The organism is Streptococcus sanguinis, assembly GCF_003943655.1.
Lineage (GTDB): Bacteria > Bacillota > Bacilli > Lactobacillales > Streptococcaceae > Streptococcus > Streptococcus sanguinis_F.
In genome coordinates this window covers 1-17,073 of the sequence record NZ_RJMM01000023.1, presented here as the reverse complement: position 1 = coordinate 17,073, position 17,073 = coordinate 1, and the positions used below count along the sequence as shown (strand labels likewise).

At 43.2% G+C, this 17,073-nt stretch carries 22 protein-coding genes, 1 riboswitch and 1 other annotated feature; of the genes, 2 read left to right on the top strand and 20 right to left on the bottom strand.

The annotated features are described in order from the left end of the window. Positions 1-18: 18 nt before the first annotated feature. The 3 genes from D8886_RS09210 to D8886_RS09200 form a co-directional block, all read right to left on the bottom strand. On the bottom strand, positions 19-969 hold the full coding sequence (locus D8886_RS09210; RefSeq protein WP_125435289.1) for a diacylglycerol kinase family lipid kinase: 951 nt from the start codon (positions 967-969) through the stop codon (positions 19-21). 9 nt (positions 970-978) lie between these two features. Next, positions 979-2,937, bottom strand: coding sequence for an NAD-dependent DNA ligase LigA (gene ligA, locus D8886_RS09205; RefSeq protein ID WP_125435287.1), 1,959 nt, complete (start codon positions 2,935-2,937; stop codon positions 979-981). A gap of 105 nt (positions 2,938-3,042) precedes the next feature. Next, on the bottom strand, positions 3,043-3,558 hold the full coding sequence (locus D8886_RS09200) for a QueT transporter family protein (RefSeq protein WP_125435285.1): 516 nt from the start codon (positions 3,556-3,558) through the stop codon (positions 3,043-3,045). Beyond that, positions 3,556-3,692, bottom strand: a riboswitch (PreQ1 riboswitch). It overlaps the preceding gene by 3 nt. 28 nt (positions 3,693-3,720) lie before the next feature. Here D8886_RS09200 and D8886_RS09195 point away from each other — a divergent pair. Beyond that, positions 3,721-4,161: a GtrA family protein gene (locus tag D8886_RS09195; RefSeq protein ID WP_125435283.1), complete on the top strand. Its 441-nt coding sequence runs from the start codon at positions 3,721-3,723 to the stop codon at positions 4,159-4,161. A gap of 70 nt (positions 4,162-4,231) precedes the next feature. Here the strand turns inward: D8886_RS09195 and D8886_RS09190 are convergent, their stop codons facing one another. From D8886_RS09190 to D8886_RS09115, 16 genes are all read right to left on the bottom strand, one after another. Further along, on the bottom strand, positions 4,232-4,939 hold the full coding sequence (locus D8886_RS09190; RefSeq protein ID WP_125435281.1) for a B3/B4 domain-containing protein: 708 nt from the start codon (positions 4,937-4,939) through the stop codon (positions 4,232-4,234). Positions 4,940-4,956: 17 nt separating this feature from the next. Further along, entirely contained in the window at positions 4,957-5,406 is a 450-nt protein-coding gene (locus tag D8886_RS09185; RefSeq protein ID WP_125435279.1) for a MarR family winged helix-turn-helix transcriptional regulator, read from the bottom strand. 146 nt (positions 5,407-5,552) lie between these two features. Beyond that, a complete protein-coding gene (locus D8886_RS09180; RefSeq protein ID WP_125435277.1) occupies positions 5,553-5,852 on the bottom strand; it encodes a hypothetical protein in 300 nt (99 codons plus the stop codon). A gap of 108 nt (positions 5,853-5,960) precedes the next feature. Next, positions 5,961-6,251 carry a hypothetical protein gene (locus D8886_RS09175; RefSeq protein WP_125435275.1) on the bottom strand — a complete coding sequence of 97 codons (291 nt, stop codon included), beginning with the start codon at positions 6,249-6,251 and terminating at the stop codon, positions 5,961-5,963. Positions 6,252-6,289: 38 nt separating this feature from the next. Then, complete coding sequence (locus tag D8886_RS09170) at positions 6,290-7,219, bottom strand: YihY/virulence factor BrkB family protein (protein ID WP_185761290.1); 930 nt, start codon at positions 7,217-7,219, stop codon at positions 6,290-6,292. Positions 7,220-7,252: 33 nt separating this feature from the next. Further along, positions 7,253-8,110, bottom strand: a complete 858-nt coding sequence (locus D8886_RS09165) for a methionyl aminopeptidase (protein WP_125435271.1) — start codon at positions 8,108-8,110, stop codon at positions 7,253-7,255. 21 nt (positions 8,111-8,131) lie between these two features. Next, positions 8,132-9,409 (bottom strand): CBS-HotDog domain-containing transcription factor SpxR, encoded by a 1,278-nt coding sequence (spxR, locus tag D8886_RS09160; protein WP_009659239.1) that lies wholly within the window; start codon positions 9,407-9,409, stop codon positions 8,132-8,134. Further along, positions 9,402-9,953 (bottom strand): GNAT family N-acetyltransferase, encoded by a 552-nt coding sequence (locus tag D8886_RS09155; protein WP_125435269.1) that lies wholly within the window; start codon positions 9,951-9,953, stop codon positions 9,402-9,404. Before D8886_RS09155 ends, spxR begins: the two co-directional genes overlap by 8 nt. 33 nt (positions 9,954-9,986) lie before the next feature. Further along, the gene (gene murA, locus D8886_RS09150) at positions 9,987-11,246 is read right to left on the bottom strand and encodes a UDP-N-acetylglucosamine 1-carboxyvinyltransferase (RefSeq protein ID WP_125435267.1); all 1,260 of its coding nucleotides are present in this window, start codon (positions 11,244-11,246) and stop codon (positions 9,987-9,989) included. A gap of 265 nt (positions 11,247-11,511) precedes the next feature. Next, a complete protein-coding gene (gene metK, locus D8886_RS09145; protein WP_125435265.1) occupies positions 11,512-12,702 on the bottom strand; it encodes a methionine adenosyltransferase in 1,191 nt (396 codons plus the stop codon). A 217-nt stretch (positions 12,703-12,919) separates the two neighbouring features. Beyond that, positions 12,920-13,387 carry a deoxycytidylate deaminase gene (locus D8886_RS09140; RefSeq protein ID WP_002895042.1) on the bottom strand — a complete coding sequence of 156 codons (468 nt, stop codon included), beginning with the start codon at positions 13,385-13,387 and terminating at the stop codon, positions 12,920-12,922. A 218-nt stretch (positions 13,388-13,605) separates the two neighbouring features. Then, positions 13,606-13,965, bottom strand: coding sequence for a 50S ribosomal protein L20 (gene rplT / locus D8886_RS09135; RefSeq protein WP_000124830.1), 360 nt, complete (start codon positions 13,963-13,965; stop codon positions 13,606-13,608). 44 nt (positions 13,966-14,009) lie between these two features. Next, the gene (gene rpmI / locus D8886_RS09130; RefSeq protein WP_002895038.1) at positions 14,010-14,210 is read right to left on the bottom strand and encodes a 50S ribosomal protein L35; all 201 of its coding nucleotides are present in this window, start codon (positions 14,208-14,210) and stop codon (positions 14,010-14,012) included. Positions 14,211-14,243: 33 nt separating this feature from the next. Continuing rightward, positions 14,244-14,774, bottom strand: coding sequence for a translation initiation factor IF-3 (gene infC, locus D8886_RS09125; protein WP_002895037.1), 531 nt, complete (start codon positions 14,772-14,774; stop codon positions 14,244-14,246). A gap of 16 nt (positions 14,775-14,790) precedes the next feature. Then, positions 14,791-14,921, bottom strand: a sequence feature (ribosomal protein L20 leader region). 26 nt (positions 14,922-14,947) lie between these two features. Further along, complete coding sequence (gene cmk / locus D8886_RS09120; protein ID WP_002930946.1) at positions 14,948-15,625, bottom strand: (d)CMP kinase; 678 nt, start codon at positions 15,623-15,625, stop codon at positions 14,948-14,950. Positions 15,626-15,634: 9 nt separating this feature from the next. Continuing rightward, positions 15,635-16,072, bottom strand: a complete 438-nt coding sequence (locus D8886_RS09115) for an SAG1386/EF1546 family surface-associated protein (RefSeq protein ID WP_002897255.1) — start codon at positions 16,070-16,072, stop codon at positions 15,635-15,637. Positions 16,073-16,117: 45 nt separating this feature from the next. Between D8886_RS09115 and D8886_RS09110 the strand changes: the two genes are divergently transcribed. Further along, positions 16,118-16,330, top strand: a complete 213-nt coding sequence (locus D8886_RS09110) for a ferredoxin (RefSeq protein ID WP_312023222.1) — start codon at positions 16,118-16,120, stop codon at positions 16,328-16,330. Here the strand turns inward: D8886_RS09110 and D8886_RS09105 are convergent. Then, on the bottom strand, positions 16,312-16,800 hold the full coding sequence (locus tag D8886_RS09105; RefSeq protein WP_125342312.1) for an EbsA family protein: 489 nt from the start codon (positions 16,798-16,800) through the stop codon (positions 16,312-16,314). The two genes, D8886_RS09110 and D8886_RS09105, sit on opposite strands and share 19 nt — an antisense overlap. Between the last annotated feature and the right edge of the window lie 273 nt (positions 16,801-17,073).

The window sequence follows — 17,073 nt, the reverse complement described above, 5'->3', positions numbered from 1 at the left end:
TTCATCTCTTATCTAAAATTATTCTATTGAAAGGGCTGTCTGACTGATTTCATCAATATTGGCAAAAAATTCCAAATGACCGTGCAGCACTTCCAGTTCAACAGGCGTATCGCCGCCGTATTCTCCATCCAAATTCAGCATAAATGGACCTTTTTTATCTAAAACTTCCANCTGCAGCTTGCTTGTTTTGAGGTATTCTACATTGATATCGCCAACGTGCTGACCGCCATTGATAGCCTGCATCATCAGACTCAGCATATCAAAGAGATTAGCTGTCTTGACCAAAATCAAGGTAAAATTCCCGTCATCTAATTTAGTGTCTGGCGCTAGCTTTTCAAAACCACCAATGGAATTGGTCAAAGCCGCAAACATCAGCGAAATCTTCCCTTCAAAGACACCGTGGTCGTGCTTGATACGGACCTTGCGGAACTTAGAGCGAGGGAGTTTTTTTGCTCCTTCTGCGACATAAGCAAAGTAGCCTAGGCGGGATTTGACCTCGCTAGGTACGCTATAAGTCAGCTCCGTTAGGGTTCCAGCCGCTGCAATATTAATAAAATACTTGCTGCCATAGGCCCGGCCAATATCCATCTTAATGGTCTGGTTCTTTTCGATAATGCGGGCTGCCGCTACCGGATCTCCCATGGGAATCTTCAGAGCACGCGCATAATCGTTGGTTGTACCAGTTGGGATAAAGGCCAATTTAGGCCGTTCATCCAGATTCGCCACGCCATTAACTACCTCATTGATGGTACCGTCGCCGCCTGCCGCAATAATCAAATCAAATCCTGCTTTTGCTGCTCTCTCAGCTTCTTTTTGAGCAGAAAGAGGCGCTGGAGTGGTTTGGTAGGCGCTGGTTTCATAGCCCACATCCTCCAAAACATCCAGAACTTCCGCTATATTTTTCTTAATAATTTCCTGTCCCGAAGTCGGGTTATAAATCAATCGTGCTCGTTTAATCTTATCCTTCATACTTCAGCCTCATAAGCTATCAAGCCAATCTTCATCCCGAATTTCAATTCCTAACTCCTGGGCCTTGGCCAGCTTGCTGCCGGCATCTGCGCCAGCTACTACCAGATCCGTTTTTTTAGAAACAGATCCGGAAACATTAGCACCTAGACTCTGCAATTTTTCTTTAGCTTGATTGCGTGTCAATTTTTGTAATTTACCAGTCAAAACAACCGTCATACCTGATAGGGCTGCATCAGCCGCTGCCTTTTGTCCCAGATAGTCCAGATTCACACCTGCTTCCTGCAGTTCCGCCAAAAGAATCTGAGAGCCTTCCTGCTCAAAATAGGTATGCAGGCTTTGGGCAATCACCGTCCCAAGACTGTCGATAGCCGCAATCTCTTCTTGGCTGGCCTGAGACAACCTAGGAATATCATGGAATTTCTCCAGCAAAATCCGACTGGCCTTGCTTCCCACATGGCGAATCCCCAAGCCAAACAAGAGGCGTTCAGCTGAGTTTTTCTTGGAAGCTTGAATAGCAGTATACAACTTATTTGCTGATTTTTCCTTAAAGTTCTCTAGTTCTAGTAAATTTTCTACCGTCAGCCGATAGATTCCAGCCACATCCTTGACTAGGTTTTGAGCAAAGAGCTTCTCTACCACTGCTGGACCAAGGCCAGTAATATTCATGGCATCCCGGCTGGCAAAGTGAATCAAGCCCTCCTTGATCTGAGCTGGACAGAGAGGATTGATGCAGCGCAGAGCGACTTCATCTTCAAAGTGCACTAGCTCACTCTCACAGCTCGGACAGTGACTTGGTATTTCCAGAGGCTCCTCTGAGACTCGTTTGGACTCAACCACTCGCAAGACAGCAGGAATAATATCCCCCGCCTTATAGACGATAACGGTGTCTTTCTGACGAATATCCTTCTCTGCAATATAGTCCACATTGTGCAAGGTTGCTCGGCTGACAGTCGTTCCCGCTAGCTGCACTGGCGTCAGATTGGCTGTCGGAGTCACCACTCCCGTCCGCCCCACTGTCCAGTCAACAGACAGAAGCTGGGCTTCCTTTTCCTCAGCCGGAAACTTATAGGCAATGGCCCACTTGGGTGCCTTGACAGTAAAGCCAAGCTCCTCTTGCACCGCCAAGTCATTAACCTTGATGACAATACCGTCAATCTCATAAGGCAGACTGTCCCGCTCCTGAGCAATCTTTTCGATAAACTCCCAAACTGCTTCGATAGAATCCGCCAGAATATGAGTAGGATTGACTGAGAAGTCCAAATCTGCCAGCTTGTTTAAGACGGCTTCTTGGCTGCCAACCTGAGTAGGACTGGCTTCTTGGTATAGGAAGGTTGCTAGATTGCGCTTGGCCACAACTGCTGTGTCCAGCTGGCGCAAGGTTCCCGCTGCTGCATTACGTGGATTGGCAAACTCAGGCTCACCATTTTCCTGTCGCAGCTGATTGACCGCATCAAAGGATGCCTTGGGCATATAGCACTCTCCGCGAACCGTAATGTCCAGCGGTTCTTTCAAGGTCAGTGGAATATCCTTGACCCGCTTGAGATTTTCAGTGATGTTTTCTCCAACAGAGCCATCCCCCCGTGTCGCACCTGCTACCAATATTCCCTTTTCATAGGTCAGGGAAATAGAGAGCCCGTCAATCTTGAGCTCACAAAGATAAGATACCTGAGGAAATTCCTTGCGAATCCGCTGGTCAAAGGCTATTAATTCTTCACGTGAAAAAGCATCCTGCAAACTAAAGAGAGGATACTGGTGTGGATATTTTTCAAATCCTTCTAAAATCTTCCCACCCACCCGATGCGTTGGGCTATCAGGTAGGATATCGGTTGGGTACTTTTCTTCTAACTCCGCTAATTCACGATAGAGTCTGTCATACTCGCTGTCCGATACACTTGGCCTGTCTGCCGTATAATATTCATGAGCATATCGGTTGAGCAATTCTACTAATTCTGACATTCTTTCTTTCATACTTCTATTTTATCACAAATACACAAAATCTTCCTCTATTTGTTCCGAATTCTTCCTAAAAAAGAAAGGGATACAAAAAGAGCGGAAATTCCGCTCTCTGCTGTCTTATTTTGTCAAATCAATACTTTTCGCAATCTGGTTAATAATAATAGCTCCAGCAATCAAGGAAGCAAATTCTCCAATGGCCGTTGTAAACCAAGTCAGGAAGAATGGCAGGCCTTGCAAGAAGTGTAATTCTGCAGCAATGGTCACCATTGAGATAGAAAAGAATACTGCAAAATAGAAATGATCCAAACGAATCAAGCCTTTAATCAGATATTGATTCTTATAGCGACCAAAAAGGTAGACACCCAGTGACAGGAAGACCAAGGTGGACCCACCGCCAACAAAGACATCAACGATTCCAAAACTATATAGATTGGCAATCATACAGCCAATAGTCACACCCATGATATATTTCCGATTATAAAAGGCCATAAAGTTCATCATTTCAGAAATTCTGAACTGGTAAGCACCATAGCTTATAGCACTTAAAGGGGGCGTAATCGTAAGGGCTACATAAATGGCAGCGACAATGGCAATCTGAGCNAAATCACGAACTCTCAGTTTTTCTTGTTTCATGTTTTCTCCTTTAGCGGCTTTACCGCGTGTAATATGCTTGGCGAAAGAAGCTAAGCGCCAAGGGTTGCGTCGCATGAGAGGAGCATCATTAGATGATTCCCCCACAGATTTGGCAACCCAACTAGTATAGCATAAATCCCAGAAATATGATAGACTATCTTTATGAAAACTTTAATCAAAAAATTCTTTGACAATGAGGTTCTGTCCTATCTTTTCTTTGGTGTGGCAGCTACCCTTGTTTATATGACTACTCGTCTCCTTATCTTCGCTCTTACAGGACAGACATTATTTGCGACCATTACTGCTAATGTCACAGCAGTACTTTTTGCCTTTATCACAAATGATACCATTGTCTTTAAACAGCAGCGCAAAGGTTGGCAAAAACGACTTCTTAAATTTGCTCTGGCTCGTTCTGGCACTCTTTTGCTAGATATTGTTCTTGCAAAATTATTAGTAGATACTTACCCTAATATTATCGGGCAATTTGTCAAAAATGAACGCAACCTTATCAACTCGATAGAGTCCCTTTTCTCTCAAGTGCTTATTATTGTCCTCAACTATGTTTTCAGTAAAGTCTTTATCTTTGAAAACAAGAAAAACTAATTGGCTATGGTGCTTCAGCCTCAAAATAACAAAACTGGACCAGATAATTCTGATCCAGTTTTTTATAGTCTTAAATTTCCAAACTTGGTTTGTCAAAAGTCAGATGAGTGATTTCACCCTTGACACCAAAATATTCCTCAACCAGAGTCTGGAGTTCTATCATAGCTGCTTGGACGCGTGCTGCTTGCTCTTCATTAATGGCCTCAATGACCAAGATGGCGTCCTTGGTCTCCTCTTTCAGCATGGTCCTCTGGGCTTCTCGCCAGTTAAGACAACGGCAGACAGCCCCCTCTTCATCATAGTAGATGATTTCTTCTGGCAGAGCCGGCGCGTCACTCTCAGCTCCCAGCGGGAAAAAGGCTTCGCCACCCTTGGCTTTTCCTAGATGAAGACCTCCGACAATCTTATCCAAATCCTCACCTCCACATGGAACCGCATAAGACAGCGAGACACTGTTGTAGATATCGACCAAAGGATTGATTGGATGAAGTTCCCGCCCCTGACTAACCCGCTTGAGCAGGGCTTCGATAGAGGAGCGCGCTCCTTTTTTGGTCTTGAATTTGCTGAAAGCCTGCCGCCACTCCTGAATGACTTCATTTTGAGTGAAGTTCTCGTCTGGGATAAAGTCCTCAGCTCGCTTTGCTCCCTTATCCAGCAGGGATTTGAAATATGGATCCTTACTTTCATCCACACTATTATCAAGCCCTTTGACCACTAAAATACTAATCTGAGCTTCCGGAAATACTTGCCAAAATTCATTTTCAACTGTAACTTTCATGTTCTACCTCTTAAATCTTAATAGTTTCTTTTTTGTCCTTTTTTGACGGCTTCCCAGTCACCTGTGATGTTTTCACGCACTCGAACCAGTATTTTCTCTAAGGCTTGAACTTCCGCCTGAGAAAAGCCCTGCAAGGAAGTCTCTTCAGAATAGTCATTCTCAGCTAGGATAAAAGGATAAAGTTTTTCCCCTTTTTCCGTCACAAACCATTCCTTGTTCTTCTTGTTATCCTTGGCTGCCTTCTGGTGAACCAAGCCCTTGGCCTCTAGCTTCTTGACAGAACGGGCAACCGTTGAGCGATCCACCTTGAGCAGCTCCGACAGCTCCTCTTGGATGATTCCTGGATTCTCCGCGATTCGTACCAGATAAAGATATTGCCCCCGCGCCAGCTCTATGTCGCGGAACTCAATATTAGCAATGGAATCCAAAGCTCGGGCGATAATTCCAATTTCCCGCAATACTGACATATCCCCTCCTTTGATTTTTATTTGACTCTATTATAGCACATTTTATTGCAAATGCAATAAAATTAACTAAAAAGAAAAAGAGGAAAATCCTCTTTAAATTGAAAAAATGCAAGAATTTAACAAAGGTTTTATCTTCTAGTATTTTTCTACTGTTCCTCTGTTTTTTTCAACACAATATGATTTAAAATACTAATATATTGTCCATTCTCAGCTTCAATGCTGATATCCACAGAAAATTCTCCATATCCTCTATTAGTTAAAGTAATACTCACATAACTCTTACTCTTAATATTATAATTCTTTTTTATCTCTTTTACAAAATCAAGGTCATCATTAGCTTTATAAGTAATGGTTTGTAAAGTTGTCTCTGGATGATCTTTTTGAATTGAAATAATCGGTAATTTTCGAAAGACTTCCTCATGAATCTGAGGATTAAAAAGCCGCATATCATACTCTTGTGGGATTTCTTCTAAATAATTTAAGTGCTCATTCTCATAAATCACCTTATAAAGAGTTGAATTTGGCTCCCCATCATTATAGCCAATATTATAATTTTACTCTAATACATTGCCTTTTCTTTCTAAATCTATTTTATGGTGTTGTAAAGTACTTGAGGGGTTCTCCTGTTCCAATAAATAAGAGCTATATTCTTGAACAGTTGATAAATCTTTCTTTTCTGCTGCTAAAAAGTCAAAGAAAGGCTTGAAGCTATTTTCCAGAACATATTCTTCTTCTGTTCGATTTTCAGGAACCGAGGGATTCAGTGTCCTACAACCAGTTAGTGTAATTATGGAAAATATTCCACCTAACAGTAGCCATAAAACAATTCTACTTTTTCTTCTCATCTTATCATCCTCTTCTACCATTCTTAAATAATGTCATATTATAATTCACCTTCCCCATCCTGCTCTTTCTTCTTGAAAGTAAAGCGTCCAGTACTTTCAACTTGAAACCCTGACTCACAGCAGCTCTGGATACTGGCATTGAGCACTGCGCCAACAATCAAAATTTTAGCAATCATGATAAACCAAAACATCATAACAACCATAATGATGGAGCTGAAAAAGCGGACATCAACCAGGTGATTTAAATAATTATCCATGTAAACAGAAAAGACATTCAGTAAAGCTAGAATGGTCAAGAGCACAAAGGCGCTGCCTGGCAAAACATAGCGTTTTTTGTTGATTTTCACATTAGGCAGGAAATAATAGAACATGACCAAAACCGCAAAGAGTAAGGCGTAAATCAATGGCTCGGTAAAATTCTGCAAGTGCTGATAAAGCTGATTATCTAGTTTCCAGTAAGTACGGAGGAAATCCAGCGACATATGGCCAAACATGGTCAGAAAGAGGGCCAAGGCAAAGAGAATCTGCAGACCTAGACTCACAAAGAGACTCATGACGCGATGAGAAATCAGCCCCCGGCTCTTGGCTACCCCATAGGCTTTGTTAAAAGCAATCTGTAGAAAATTCATTGACTTGGAAAAAGTCCAGAGAGCAGACAAGACTGAGAAGCTCAGCAGCCCAGTCGAAGGCTGGGTCAGCACTTCACGCATGACTTTTGCTACAACATCATATAAAGTCTCTGGCAGCATGTCCTTGATAGCTGTCAGAAAATCCGCAATTGGAATATGGAAATAAGGCAGAATATTGACGACAATCAAGAGCAAAGGAAAAACGGAAATCAGCCAATAATAAGCAACTGCAACGCTGCTCAGCTCACTATCTGCCTCTTTATAAAAATGGAAAAATGCTCTTAAAAACTGATTTTTCCGAACCTTACTAAATAATTTCTTCACTCTCTTCTCCTTCAAAAAAAACTGAGACAACTGCCCAGCCTTTGATTTCTAATAAGTCCCTTCTTCTCCCTGGCTGGTCAGAATGACAGGTCCATCTTTTGTAATGACAAACTGATGCTCATACTGACAGGACAGACCGCCATCCAGCGTTTTATGTGCCCAGCCAGTCTCAAAGTCCGTATCAATTTCCCAGGTACCTGTATTGATCATGGGCTCGATAGTCAGAACCATTCCCTCACGCAAGCGCAAGCCGCGTCCTGCTCGACCGTAATGCGGCACCATAGGCTCCTCATGCATGGTTGGGCCAACACCGTGCCCAACCAAATCACGCACAACGCCATAGCCATGACTTTCAGCATATTCCTGAATAGCTGCTCCAATGTCGCCGATACGATTGCCGACCTTGGCAGCCGCAATTCCACGATAGAGACATTCCTTGGTCACATCCATCAGCTGCTGAGCCTCTAGGCTAATCTTCCCTACTGCATAGGTCCAGCAAGAGTCTGCTACGCCGCCCCGGAAGCTCTCTGTGTGCTGCTTCATCTGTGCTACATTGTCAAAATCTAGCTTGGACACATCCAGCTCTGCCTTATCGATTAAGCCAACCACCATATCAACGCTAATGACATCGCCTTCTACCAGCTTCTGATGACGGGGAAAGGCATGGGCCACCTCGTCATTAAGAGAGCAGCAGGTAGCATAAGGATAGTCCATGACAGAGCCTTCAACACCAATCTGCAGAGGCAGCGCATTGTCTTCTTTACAACGCTTGCGAACATACTCTTCAATGTCCCACATGTCAATACCTGGCTTAATCAAGTCTCTCAAACCGATGTGGACCGAAGCCAGAAAATCTCCACTCTTGTCCATCAAGTCAATTTCACGCTGTGATTTTAAAGTAATCATTCTTTCTCTAATTTCCTCTTCTTAATTAATTTTCACTGTAATCGTAGCTTTGGCAACCAGCATCGCTTCCAGATACATCTCAAAGTCAATAATAGCTGTCCGCCTAGTCTGACGGATAATACGCGGCTGGATATGCAGCAGGTCATCAATCTGGACCGCTTGAAAGAAATAAATCATCAGTTGATCGATAATGAGACTGCGGCCGCTGTTGACCATGAGCTGCTGGGTAATCCGAGTCAAAATTTCTGTCAGCACACCGTTAGCCAACACACCATTTTGCTCCAGCATAAAAGGCTCAACGGTAAAGGAGAACAAATCATCCTGACGGCTAATCTTCTGTCCTACTTGCTCACTGAAAGTCGGCAAGCTGGAAATCTGAGAACGGCTCATTTTTTCCATAATATCCCGACGCGTGATTACACCCAGCAAGGTCTGATTGCTGCGAACTACTGGTATCATTTCAAAATCTTCTGCAATCATGCGCTGGCTGATATTGGCAATATTGGCAGATAGACCCGTCATAAAGACGTTTTTCGTCATGACCTTGTCCAAGGTTGTCAGAGGAGACTTATCCCCTGCATCCCTCATGGTTACTACTCCCACCAGCATCTGCTGCTGGTTGATAACCGGAAACCGGCTGGCGCGATTGCGACGAACCAAGTCTAGATAGTCACGAACAGTATCAGTATCATGCAAGAAGCCGTACTCGTGGCTGGAGCGATAGACCTGCTCCACTGTTAAAATATCGGTCTTGATCTGCATATTGGACAGGGCTCGATTAATCATGGTTGCAACGGTGTAGGTATCGTGCTTGGTCCTGAGAACCGGTATATTGAGCAGATTAGCCATCTTCAGAACTTCCGAGCTGACTTCAAAGCCTCCGGTTACCAGCACCGCATTCTCATTTTCCAGAGCCAAGAGCTGAATTTTCGTCCGGTCTCCGACAATCAGAAGACCACCCTCTGTCAGATAGCGCAGGATATTCTGCTCCGTCATAGCTCCGATGGAGAATTTATTAAATTCTTTTTCCAGACCATCTTCTCCGGCCAATACTTCTGAGCCTGTAATATCAACGATTTCCTTGTAGGTCAGATGCTCCAAGACAACTTTCTTGGACTTAACCCGAACAGTACCACTCCGAGGTCTGGTCTCAACAATACCGCGGTTCTCCGCTTCCTTGATAGCTCGATAGGCCGTACCATCGCTGACTCCCAGATAGTTTGAAATACTGCGGACACTGACCCTCTTGCCTATTGGAAGATTTTCAAGATAGGTTAAAATTTCCTGATGCTTACTCATTAAAATCTCCTCTCTCATAACGGTACTCCAGATAATCTCTCATCTTCCTCGTGTACCGATCGCTCCCTTTAAACTGCCGGTAGAGGCTGAAGCCAGATTTTTGAGCTACCTTTTGACTAGCTAGGTTCTCTGCATGAGTGATAATACTGAGGCGCTTGAAGTCAAAGCGGGTAAAAGATAGAAAAGCAATTTCCCGAACAATTTCTGTCATCAGCCCTTGTCCCCAGTAGTCTTGGCGCAGAAAATAGCCTAACTCAGCTTCTTTCTTAATCTCGTCCATCTTTTCAAACTTGACAGAGCCAATCATTTCCTGCGTTTGCTTGTGACAAATAGCCCAAATCCCCAGAGGATTTTTCATAAAGAAATTGGCAATGACGTATTCACTTTCCTCTAGGCTTGCTTCTGTCGGAAAAATGAACTGAGTATTTTCCGGATTGGACGCAATCTTATATAGGGCTCCTGCATCTTCAAAGACAATGGGCCGCAAAAAAGCATGCTCTGTCTCAATAAATGAACAGGCTGCCAAATGTGTCCACAAATTCATCTGCTACCTCTACAAAAAATAAGCGAAAAACGCTTATTCTTCTATCAACTGGATATCTGCACCCAGACTTGTTAATTTTTCAATAATATTAGAATAGCCACGCAGGATAAACTCGATATTAGTAATTTCTGTCTTTCCTTGAGCCATCAAACCTGCAATAACCAAGGCAGCTCCTGCTCGTAAATCGGTCGCCTTGACCTGAGCTCCCTGCAATTGATTTGGTCCTTCATAGACAATCTGATCGCTGCTGGTCGAAATTTTGCCTGCCATCTTAGCCAGCTCCGCCACATGGTTAACCCGTTTCTCATAGATGGTGTCCGTAATCTTACCATGGCCATTAGCCGTCAGCAAGAGCGGGGTAATAGGCTGTTGTAGGTCAGTTGCAAAGCCTGGATAAGGAGAAGTCTTAATGTTTATAGCTCTCAGAGTTTGCTGCTCTTCGACAAAAATGCTGTCTTCAGAAACCGTCATCCGAACACCCATTTCCTCAAGCTTGGCAATAAAACTCTCTAAATGCTCATAAAGGACATTATTAATCTGAATTCCCTGACCAATAGCTGCAGCAAGGGCGATATAAGTTCCTGCCTCGATACGGTCTGGAATTACTTGATGGCGAGTTCCATGAAGGTGTGGAACCCCCTCAATCGTAATAATATCAGTTCCTGCTCCACGGATGTGCGCTCCCATATTGTTCAAGAGAGTTGCCACATCAATGATTTCTGGCTCCCGCGCTGCATTTTCAATAATAGTCCGGCCTTTGGCCTTGACAGCAGCTAACATAGTATTAATGGTAGCACCCACGCTGACCGTATCCATATAAATACTAGCGCCCTTAAGCGGCTGGCCCCCTGTAGATAGGTTCATGTAGTTGCCATCCATTGTCATCTTAGCCCCCATGGCTTCAAAAGCCTTGAGATGCAAGTCAATAGGACGCGGCCCCAAGTCACAACCACCAGGCAAACCTACCGTTGCTTCACCATAGCGACCAAGCAAGCTACCATAGAAATAATAGGATGCTCTTAGACTATTGATCTTTCCATAAGGCATAGGGACGTTTTGGATACCACGCGGATCAATCGTCAGACTGTCCTCAGAGCGAGTAACACTAGCTCCCATGGCAATCATAATATCAATCAGACTATCCACATCCGAAATATCCGGAACGCCATCCAACGTTACAATATCATCCGCCAGAATCACAGCCGGAATCAAGGCAACGACACTGTTTTTAGCACCATTAATAGTCACCTCTCCTTTTAAGGGGCGACCACCATGTATTACAATTTTTTTCATGTTTAAAATAAAGCTCTTTCAAGGTATTGCCATTTATTATACCACAGATTCGGGAAATTTCCTATACTTTTAGATAAATAAGACAATTGAAATTAAAATGAAACAGGGAAAATGGCTTTTTCAATAATTTTTCAGAAAAAGTATTGCGAAAAATGAAAGAAGCGCAAGGCTAGACTGCTTGCCTTTTAAAAGTTGCCTGTATAGAAATGATTTTTTCTTTAAAAAATAGAAAAGTTCCCAATCATTACGATTGAGAACTGTCTTCTTACTGCACTGCTGCTTTCAAAGCCTCTACCTTATCCAACTTTTCCCAAGGCAGGTCAATGTCTGTCCTACCCATGTGGCCATAAGCTGCTGTCTGACGGTAGATTGGGCGTTTCAGATCCAGCATTTGAATGATACCGGCCGGACGCAAATCAAAAATCTGACGAACCGCTTCCTGCAGCTTGCTTTCTGCAACAGTACCAGTGCCAAAAGTATCAATGCGTACAGAAACCGGCTGAGCCACACCAATGGCATAGGCTAACTGCACTTCTGCTTTCTTGGCCAGTCCAGCAGCCACGATGTTTTTAGCGATGTAGCGAGCTGCGTATGAAGCTGACCGGTCAACCTTGGTTGCATCCTTACCAGAGAAGGCGCCGCCGCCGTGACGAGCATAACCGCCATAAGTATCCACAATAATCTTGCGTCCTGTCAAGCCAGAGTCCCCTTGCGGACCGCCAATTACAAAGCGGCCGGTTGGATTGATGAAAAATTTTGTCTTATCGTCCAGATACTGGGCTGGGATGACTGCTTTAATCACCTTTTCAATCACATCACGATGGATCTCTTCATTTGTCGCTTCTGGGTCATGCTGGGTCGAAATAACCACTGTATCCACACGCATAGGCTGGTCATTTTCATCATACTCAACGGTCACCTGTGACTTAGCATCTGGGCGCAGATAGGCAATCTCTCCTGATTTGCGCAATTCCGCCAATCGACGGACTAGCTTGTGACTGAGCGAGATAGGCAGCGGCATGAGCTCTGGCGTTTCATCCACCGCAAATCCAAACATAAGCCCTTGGTCGCCAGCACCAATCAAGTCCAATGGATCTTGATCTGCATTCCCACGAACCTCCAGAGCTTCATTGACACCCTGAGCAATATCTGGCGACTGCTCTACCAAAGACGGATGCACACCGACTGTCTCGGCTGAAAATCCATACTCTGTATTGGTGTAGCCAATTTCTGCAATGGTATCACGAACCACACGGTTTATATCTACATAAGCTGTGGTCGAAATTTCACCAAAAACATGAACCGAGCCAGTATAAACTGCTGTTTCAGCAGCTACATGGGCATCTGGATCCTGACTCAAGACAGCATCCAAAATAGCATCGGAAATTTGGTCTGCAATCTTATCGGGATGTCCCTCCGATACAGACTCAGACGTGAAAAGTTTACGTTCTGACATAGAAATGTCCCCCCTTAAATAAATTGTTATAGAGTTACAAAGTACTGATAGAAATAACTACCACCTTATCGGGACTATATAACTTCTTCATTATACCACTTTTCGCTAAAAAGTTCAGAATTTTTTAAATAGAAAAAGCTATAATCAGAAACTATAGCTTTATTATGTAGATTTACTTGGAATAATTAGACTACTAATCTTAAAAATTTAAAGTACACTAAACCAAATCTGTCTGAGCAATAGCCTTCTTGACATCATCCAGCGGCAAATGAACCAATTCCACCTCTTTTTCCTTGTAGAGATATTGAGCATAGTCATCTATCCGATATTGGTTGATGTAAACAACCCGTTTGCAGCCTACTTGAAGCAGTTGCTTGGTACAGTTGAGACAGGGAAAATGGGTCACATAAGCCGTAAATCCCTTGGGAACTCCCCGCTCGGCTCCTTGCAAGATGGCATTGACCTCAGCATGCAAGGTCCGCACGCAGTGACCGTCAATAACCAGACACTCATGGTCAATACAGTGCTCAGTCCCTGAAACTGAGCCATTGTAACCAGTTGAAATAACCTTATTATCCTTGACCAAGACAGCGCCGACTTTGGCTCGTTTGCAGGTTGAGCGATTAGCGATTAAGAGAGCCTGAGCCGCAAAATACTGATCCCAAGCTAAACGATTCTCTGACATAATTTCTCCATTCTACTGATTTTTTATTTACATAAATGTCTNTTTTTATCTATTATATCGCAAATTCCTATTTTTAACTAGCTTTACCATGAAAGCTATCTTATCAGCAACATGCCTTTATCTATACTATAAGTGGCATGGCAGGCAATTTCCCTCTTCATACTTTTCATTAAGAGTTATGGAAAAAGAACCAAGGAAATCCTCAGTTCTTATTTTAATTATTTACCAAGCTTAGCTTTAGCTGCATCTGCAAGAGCTGTGAAAGCTGCTGCATCGTTAACAGCCAAGTCAGCCAACATTTTACGGTTCACTTCGATTTCAGCCAACTTCAAACCATGCATCAATTGTGAGTATGAAAGTCCGTTCAAACGAGCTGCCGCATTGATACGAGTGATCCAAAGTTTGCGGAAATCACGTTTTTTCTGACGGCGGTCACGGTATGCATAGTAGTAAGAGTTCATTACTTGCTCTTTTGCAGTACGGAACAAGATATGTTTTGCTCCATAGTAACCTTTAGCTAATTTTAAAATACGTTTACGGCGTTTGCGTGATACAACGCCACCTTTAACACGTGCCATTTATATTTCCTCCAATATTTCCTAGATAATCGTTTCAGCAGCTCTTATTTCAGACCTGTAAGCATTGCTTTGATACGCTTGAAATCTCCTGCATGCACCATTCCTGCTTTGCGAAGATGACGGCGTTGTTTCTTAGTCTTTCCGTGGAAACGGTGAGAAGTGTAAGCACGGAAACGTTTAAGTCCACCAGAACCTGTACGTTTGAAACGTTTAGCTGATGCGCGGTGTGTTTTTTGTTTTGGCATAATGTTTTCTCCTTTTTCTATCTTTCTGACAATCTATTTTTTGTCAGGAATTGGCGCCATCTGCATGAACATCTGACGTCCATCCATCTTAGGCTTTTGCTCAATGATTGCAACATCCTGAGTCGCTTCAGCAAAATCTGCTAAAACTTTAGCCCCGATTTCTTTGTGGGTAATCATCCGGCCTTTGAAGCGGATAGATACCTTAATTTTATTCCCTTTTTCAAGGAACTTGCGTGCGTTGCGAAGTTTAGTGTCAAAGTCTCCCTTGTCGATGGTTGGACTGAGACGGACTTCCTTCACAGTAACAACACTTTGTTTCTTGCGTTGTTCTTTTTGTTTTTTCTGGTACTCAAATTTGAACTTACCGTAGTCCATAATTTTTGCAACAGGTGGTTTAGCTTGTGGCTGAATCAGGACCAAATCGACATTTGCTTCATCCGCAAGAGACTGCGCTTCGCTCAGCGGTTTAATACCTAATTGTTCGCCGTCAAGACCGATCAAGCGAACTTCACGCACACGAATTTCATCATTGATGAATAAGTCTTGTTTTGCTATGGTTTTCACCTCTTTTTTTATTTTTAGAGAAAAACAAGTGCGGACCTGCTAACGCAAACCCGCACTACATGATAGTATTTCATTACTGAAACTGAATCCTGTAGAGCCAGACAACGTTAGTCGCAAGGCGAGAAGCTCTCACTTCTGCTTTTCTCAACTCTACTATCATACCAAGTTTCATTTTATTTGTCAATAATTTTTTTCGCTTTTTCTTCGATAAAGGCAACAACTTCAGAAATACCAACACCCGTAGTATCAAAATGTACGGCATCGTCTGCTGGTTTCAATGGCGAAACCTCGCGGTGACTGTCCTTATAATCCCGCTCTGCAATTTCTTCTTTCAGTTTCTCCAAATCAGCTGGAATGCCTTTTGATAGATTTTCCTTATAACGGCGCTCTGCTCTTTCATCAACCGAGGCTACCAGATAAATCTTGAGCTCAGCCTGAGGCAAGACTACCGTTCCAATATCACGGCCATCCATGACAATCCCTCCCTGAGCTGCAATTTGCTGCTGCAAGGCCACCAGTTTCTCACGGACTTGAGGAATGGCAGATACCCAGGAAACATTATTAGTAACTTCATTTTCCCGAATTGGGTGAGTCACATCCACATCGCCGACAAAGACTAGCTGCTCGCCATCTTCCGCTCGACCAAAACTGACCGAATGATTATTGAGCAAGTCTACAATTTCAGTGGCATCTGCTTCTGTTAGATGATGCCGCAGAGCCAGATAGGTTGCAGCCCGGTACATGGCTCCTGTATCTAAATAAGTATAGCCAAAATCCTTAGCGATAATCTTGGCAACGGTCGATTTTCCACTGGAAGCTGGACCATCAATTGCAATTTGAATCTGTTTCATGGCTGGCTCCTACTCAATCTTCACAACATCACCTGGATTGGCATACCAAGAACCAGTGGACATATGAGAAGGGTTAAGCTGTTCAAGCTTGGCAATAGAAATACCTGCACGCGCCGCAATAGCTGCCTCACCTTCACCAGGCTGGACAGTCAGAGTTCCTTCAGAGGATTCTGTGGTATTTGCCGCTGGCTGCTCTGCTGTAGAAGACGCTTCACTGCTGGAACTTGCTGCTGAAGTGCCGTAGAAACCTTCCATTTGGGTCTGTCTATTACTTCCCCCAGTAGACAGATAGGTCAGGAAGCACACCACCGCAACCACTAAAATACAGAAAATAATGGTTAATATGGTCAACAAACGATCTGCATTCAAGGCGCTAAATTTCTTGGTTCGTTTCAACTTATCTTCTCCGTTATCGTATACATCTTCTTCCCATGGTTCTTTTTCCATGACTTCCTCCTTGAGTTTTTCTTAAAATCTTATTACAATATGGGTATGAAAGTAACACTCATTCCCGAACGGTGCATTGCCTGCGGGCTTTGTCAAACCTACTCAGATCTCTTTGACTATCATGACAATGGCATCGTCAAATTTTACCAGGACGACCAGCTCCTAGAAAAGGAAATCGCTGAGGATCCCGATGTCGTGGAAGCCATCAAAAACTGCCCAACCCGAGCTCTTTTGAAAGACTACGATTTTTTGGACTGACTGCCATAGTAAGCTTCAAAATAGTCAATATGGGTAAAATTATCTACTAATTCTACCTCACCCTTAAAATACTCATTAAGGGCCAGGGCATTGACAAAATATTTCTTAGGCCACTTGCGCATACAAAAACTCCGGCTGCGGCTCTGCCCTTTAAAATATAAGGTAATAGACGTCTTAGTCACTTCGACTTTTTCAATATCTGAAATCTTGACCTTTATCGGAGTAAAGGGATTGGCTGTGATAATTCGCAAGGTTCCATCATCATAAATGGTAAAATAACGATGAACTCCCATTCCCAGCAAAACCATGAACAAGAAGAAAGAAAACAGAACAAGAGTCGGCACTCGTGAGCTTTCATACATCAAAGCCAGGCCAACAAAAATCGGAATGACCGATAAAGACCAATATATTATCAGGATAGCTACATCTGGCTGCCAGTGATAGCGAACCTTACCGAAAATCTTTATCATGCTCACACCCCCATACTACTAGTTTAGCATAAATTAAGAAAAAATAGAACAGGTAGACTTGCCCATTCTATTTTTTTAGTCTCTATAATTTCTATTAGCAGGTAAAATAACTGATAGTTGACAAAGTCCTCATTTTTCATGTTAGTTTTCTGTTATACTAATTTCCCAAAACAAGTTTTACTTTGCTTCCAAGCAGAAAGTTTGTTGGAAGATAATTTTGCAACTTTTTAAATTTTTTAGCAGACGAAACTGCCTTATTAAATTCAGTAGAAG

What these genes read in the sequence shown, in the direction of transcription:
- D8886_RS09190 (WP_125435281.1), bottom strand. Translation starts at nt 4,939, where the DNA reads ATGAAAGTTACAGTTGAAAATGAATTTTGGCAAGTATTTCCGGAAGCT.
- D8886_RS09185 (WP_125435279.1), bottom strand. Translation starts at nt 5,406, where the DNA reads ATGTCAGTATTGCGGGAAATTGGAATTATCGCCCGAGCTTTGGATTCC.
- rpmI (WP_002895038.1), bottom strand. Translation starts at nt 14,210, where the DNA reads ATGCCAAAACAAAAAACACACCGCGCATCAGCTAAACGTTTCAAACGT.
- D8886_RS09105 (WP_125342312.1), bottom strand. Translation starts at nt 16,800, where the DNA reads ATGATAAAGATTTTCGGTAAGGTTCGCTATCACTGGCAGCCAGATGTA.
- D8886_RS09175 (WP_125435275.1), bottom strand. Translation starts at nt 6,251, where the DNA reads ATGAGAAGAAAAAGTAGAATTGTTTTATGGCTACTGTTAGGTGGAATA.
- metK (WP_125435265.1), bottom strand. Translation starts at nt 12,702, where the DNA reads ATGTCAGAACGTAAACTTTTCACGTCTGAGTCTGTATCGGAGGGACAT.
- D8886_RS09140 (WP_002895042.1), bottom strand. Translation starts at nt 13,387, where the DNA reads ATGTCAGAGAATCGTTTAGCTTGGGATCAGTATTTTGCGGCTCAGGCT.
- rplT (WP_000124830.1), bottom strand. Translation starts at nt 13,965, where the DNA reads ATGGCACGTGTTAAAGGTGGCGTTGTATCACGCAAACGCCGTAAACGT.
- murA (WP_125435267.1), bottom strand. Translation starts at nt 11,246, where the DNA reads ATGAAAAAAATTGTAATACATGGTGGTCGCCCCTTAAAAGGAGAGGTG.
- D8886_RS09180 (WP_125435277.1), bottom strand. Translation starts at nt 5,852, where the DNA reads ATGCGGCTTTTTAATCCTCAGATTCATGAGGAAGTCTTTCGAAAATTA.
- D8886_RS09155 (WP_125435269.1), bottom strand. Translation starts at nt 9,953, where the DNA reads ATGAATTTGTGGACACATTTGGCAGCCTGTTCATTTATTGAGACAGAG.
- ligA (WP_125435287.1), bottom strand. Translation starts at nt 2,937, where the DNA reads ATGAAAGAAAGAATGTCAGAATTAGTAGAATTGCTCAACCGATATGCT.
- D8886_RS09110 (WP_312023222.1), top strand. Translation starts at nt 16,118, where the DNA reads ATGAAAGTAACACTCATTCCCGAACGGTGCATTGCCTGCGGGCTTTGT.
- spxR (WP_009659239.1), bottom strand. Translation starts at nt 9,409, where the DNA reads ATGAGTAAGCATCAGGAAATTTTAACCTATCTTGAAAATCTTCCAATA.
- cmk (WP_002930946.1), bottom strand. Translation starts at nt 15,625, where the DNA reads ATGAAACAGATTCAAATTGCAATTGATGGTCCAGCTTCCAGTGGAAAA.
- D8886_RS09195 (WP_125435283.1), top strand. Translation starts at nt 3,721, where the DNA reads ATGAAAACTTTAATCAAAAAATTCTTTGACAATGAGGTTCTGTCCTAT.
- D8886_RS09115 (WP_002897255.1), bottom strand. Translation starts at nt 16,072, where the DNA reads ATGGAAAAAGAACCATGGGAAGAAGATGTATACGATAACGGAGAAGAT.
- D8886_RS09165 (WP_125435271.1), bottom strand. Translation starts at nt 8,110, where the DNA reads ATGATTACTTTAAAATCACAGCGTGAAATTGACTTGATGGACAAGAGT.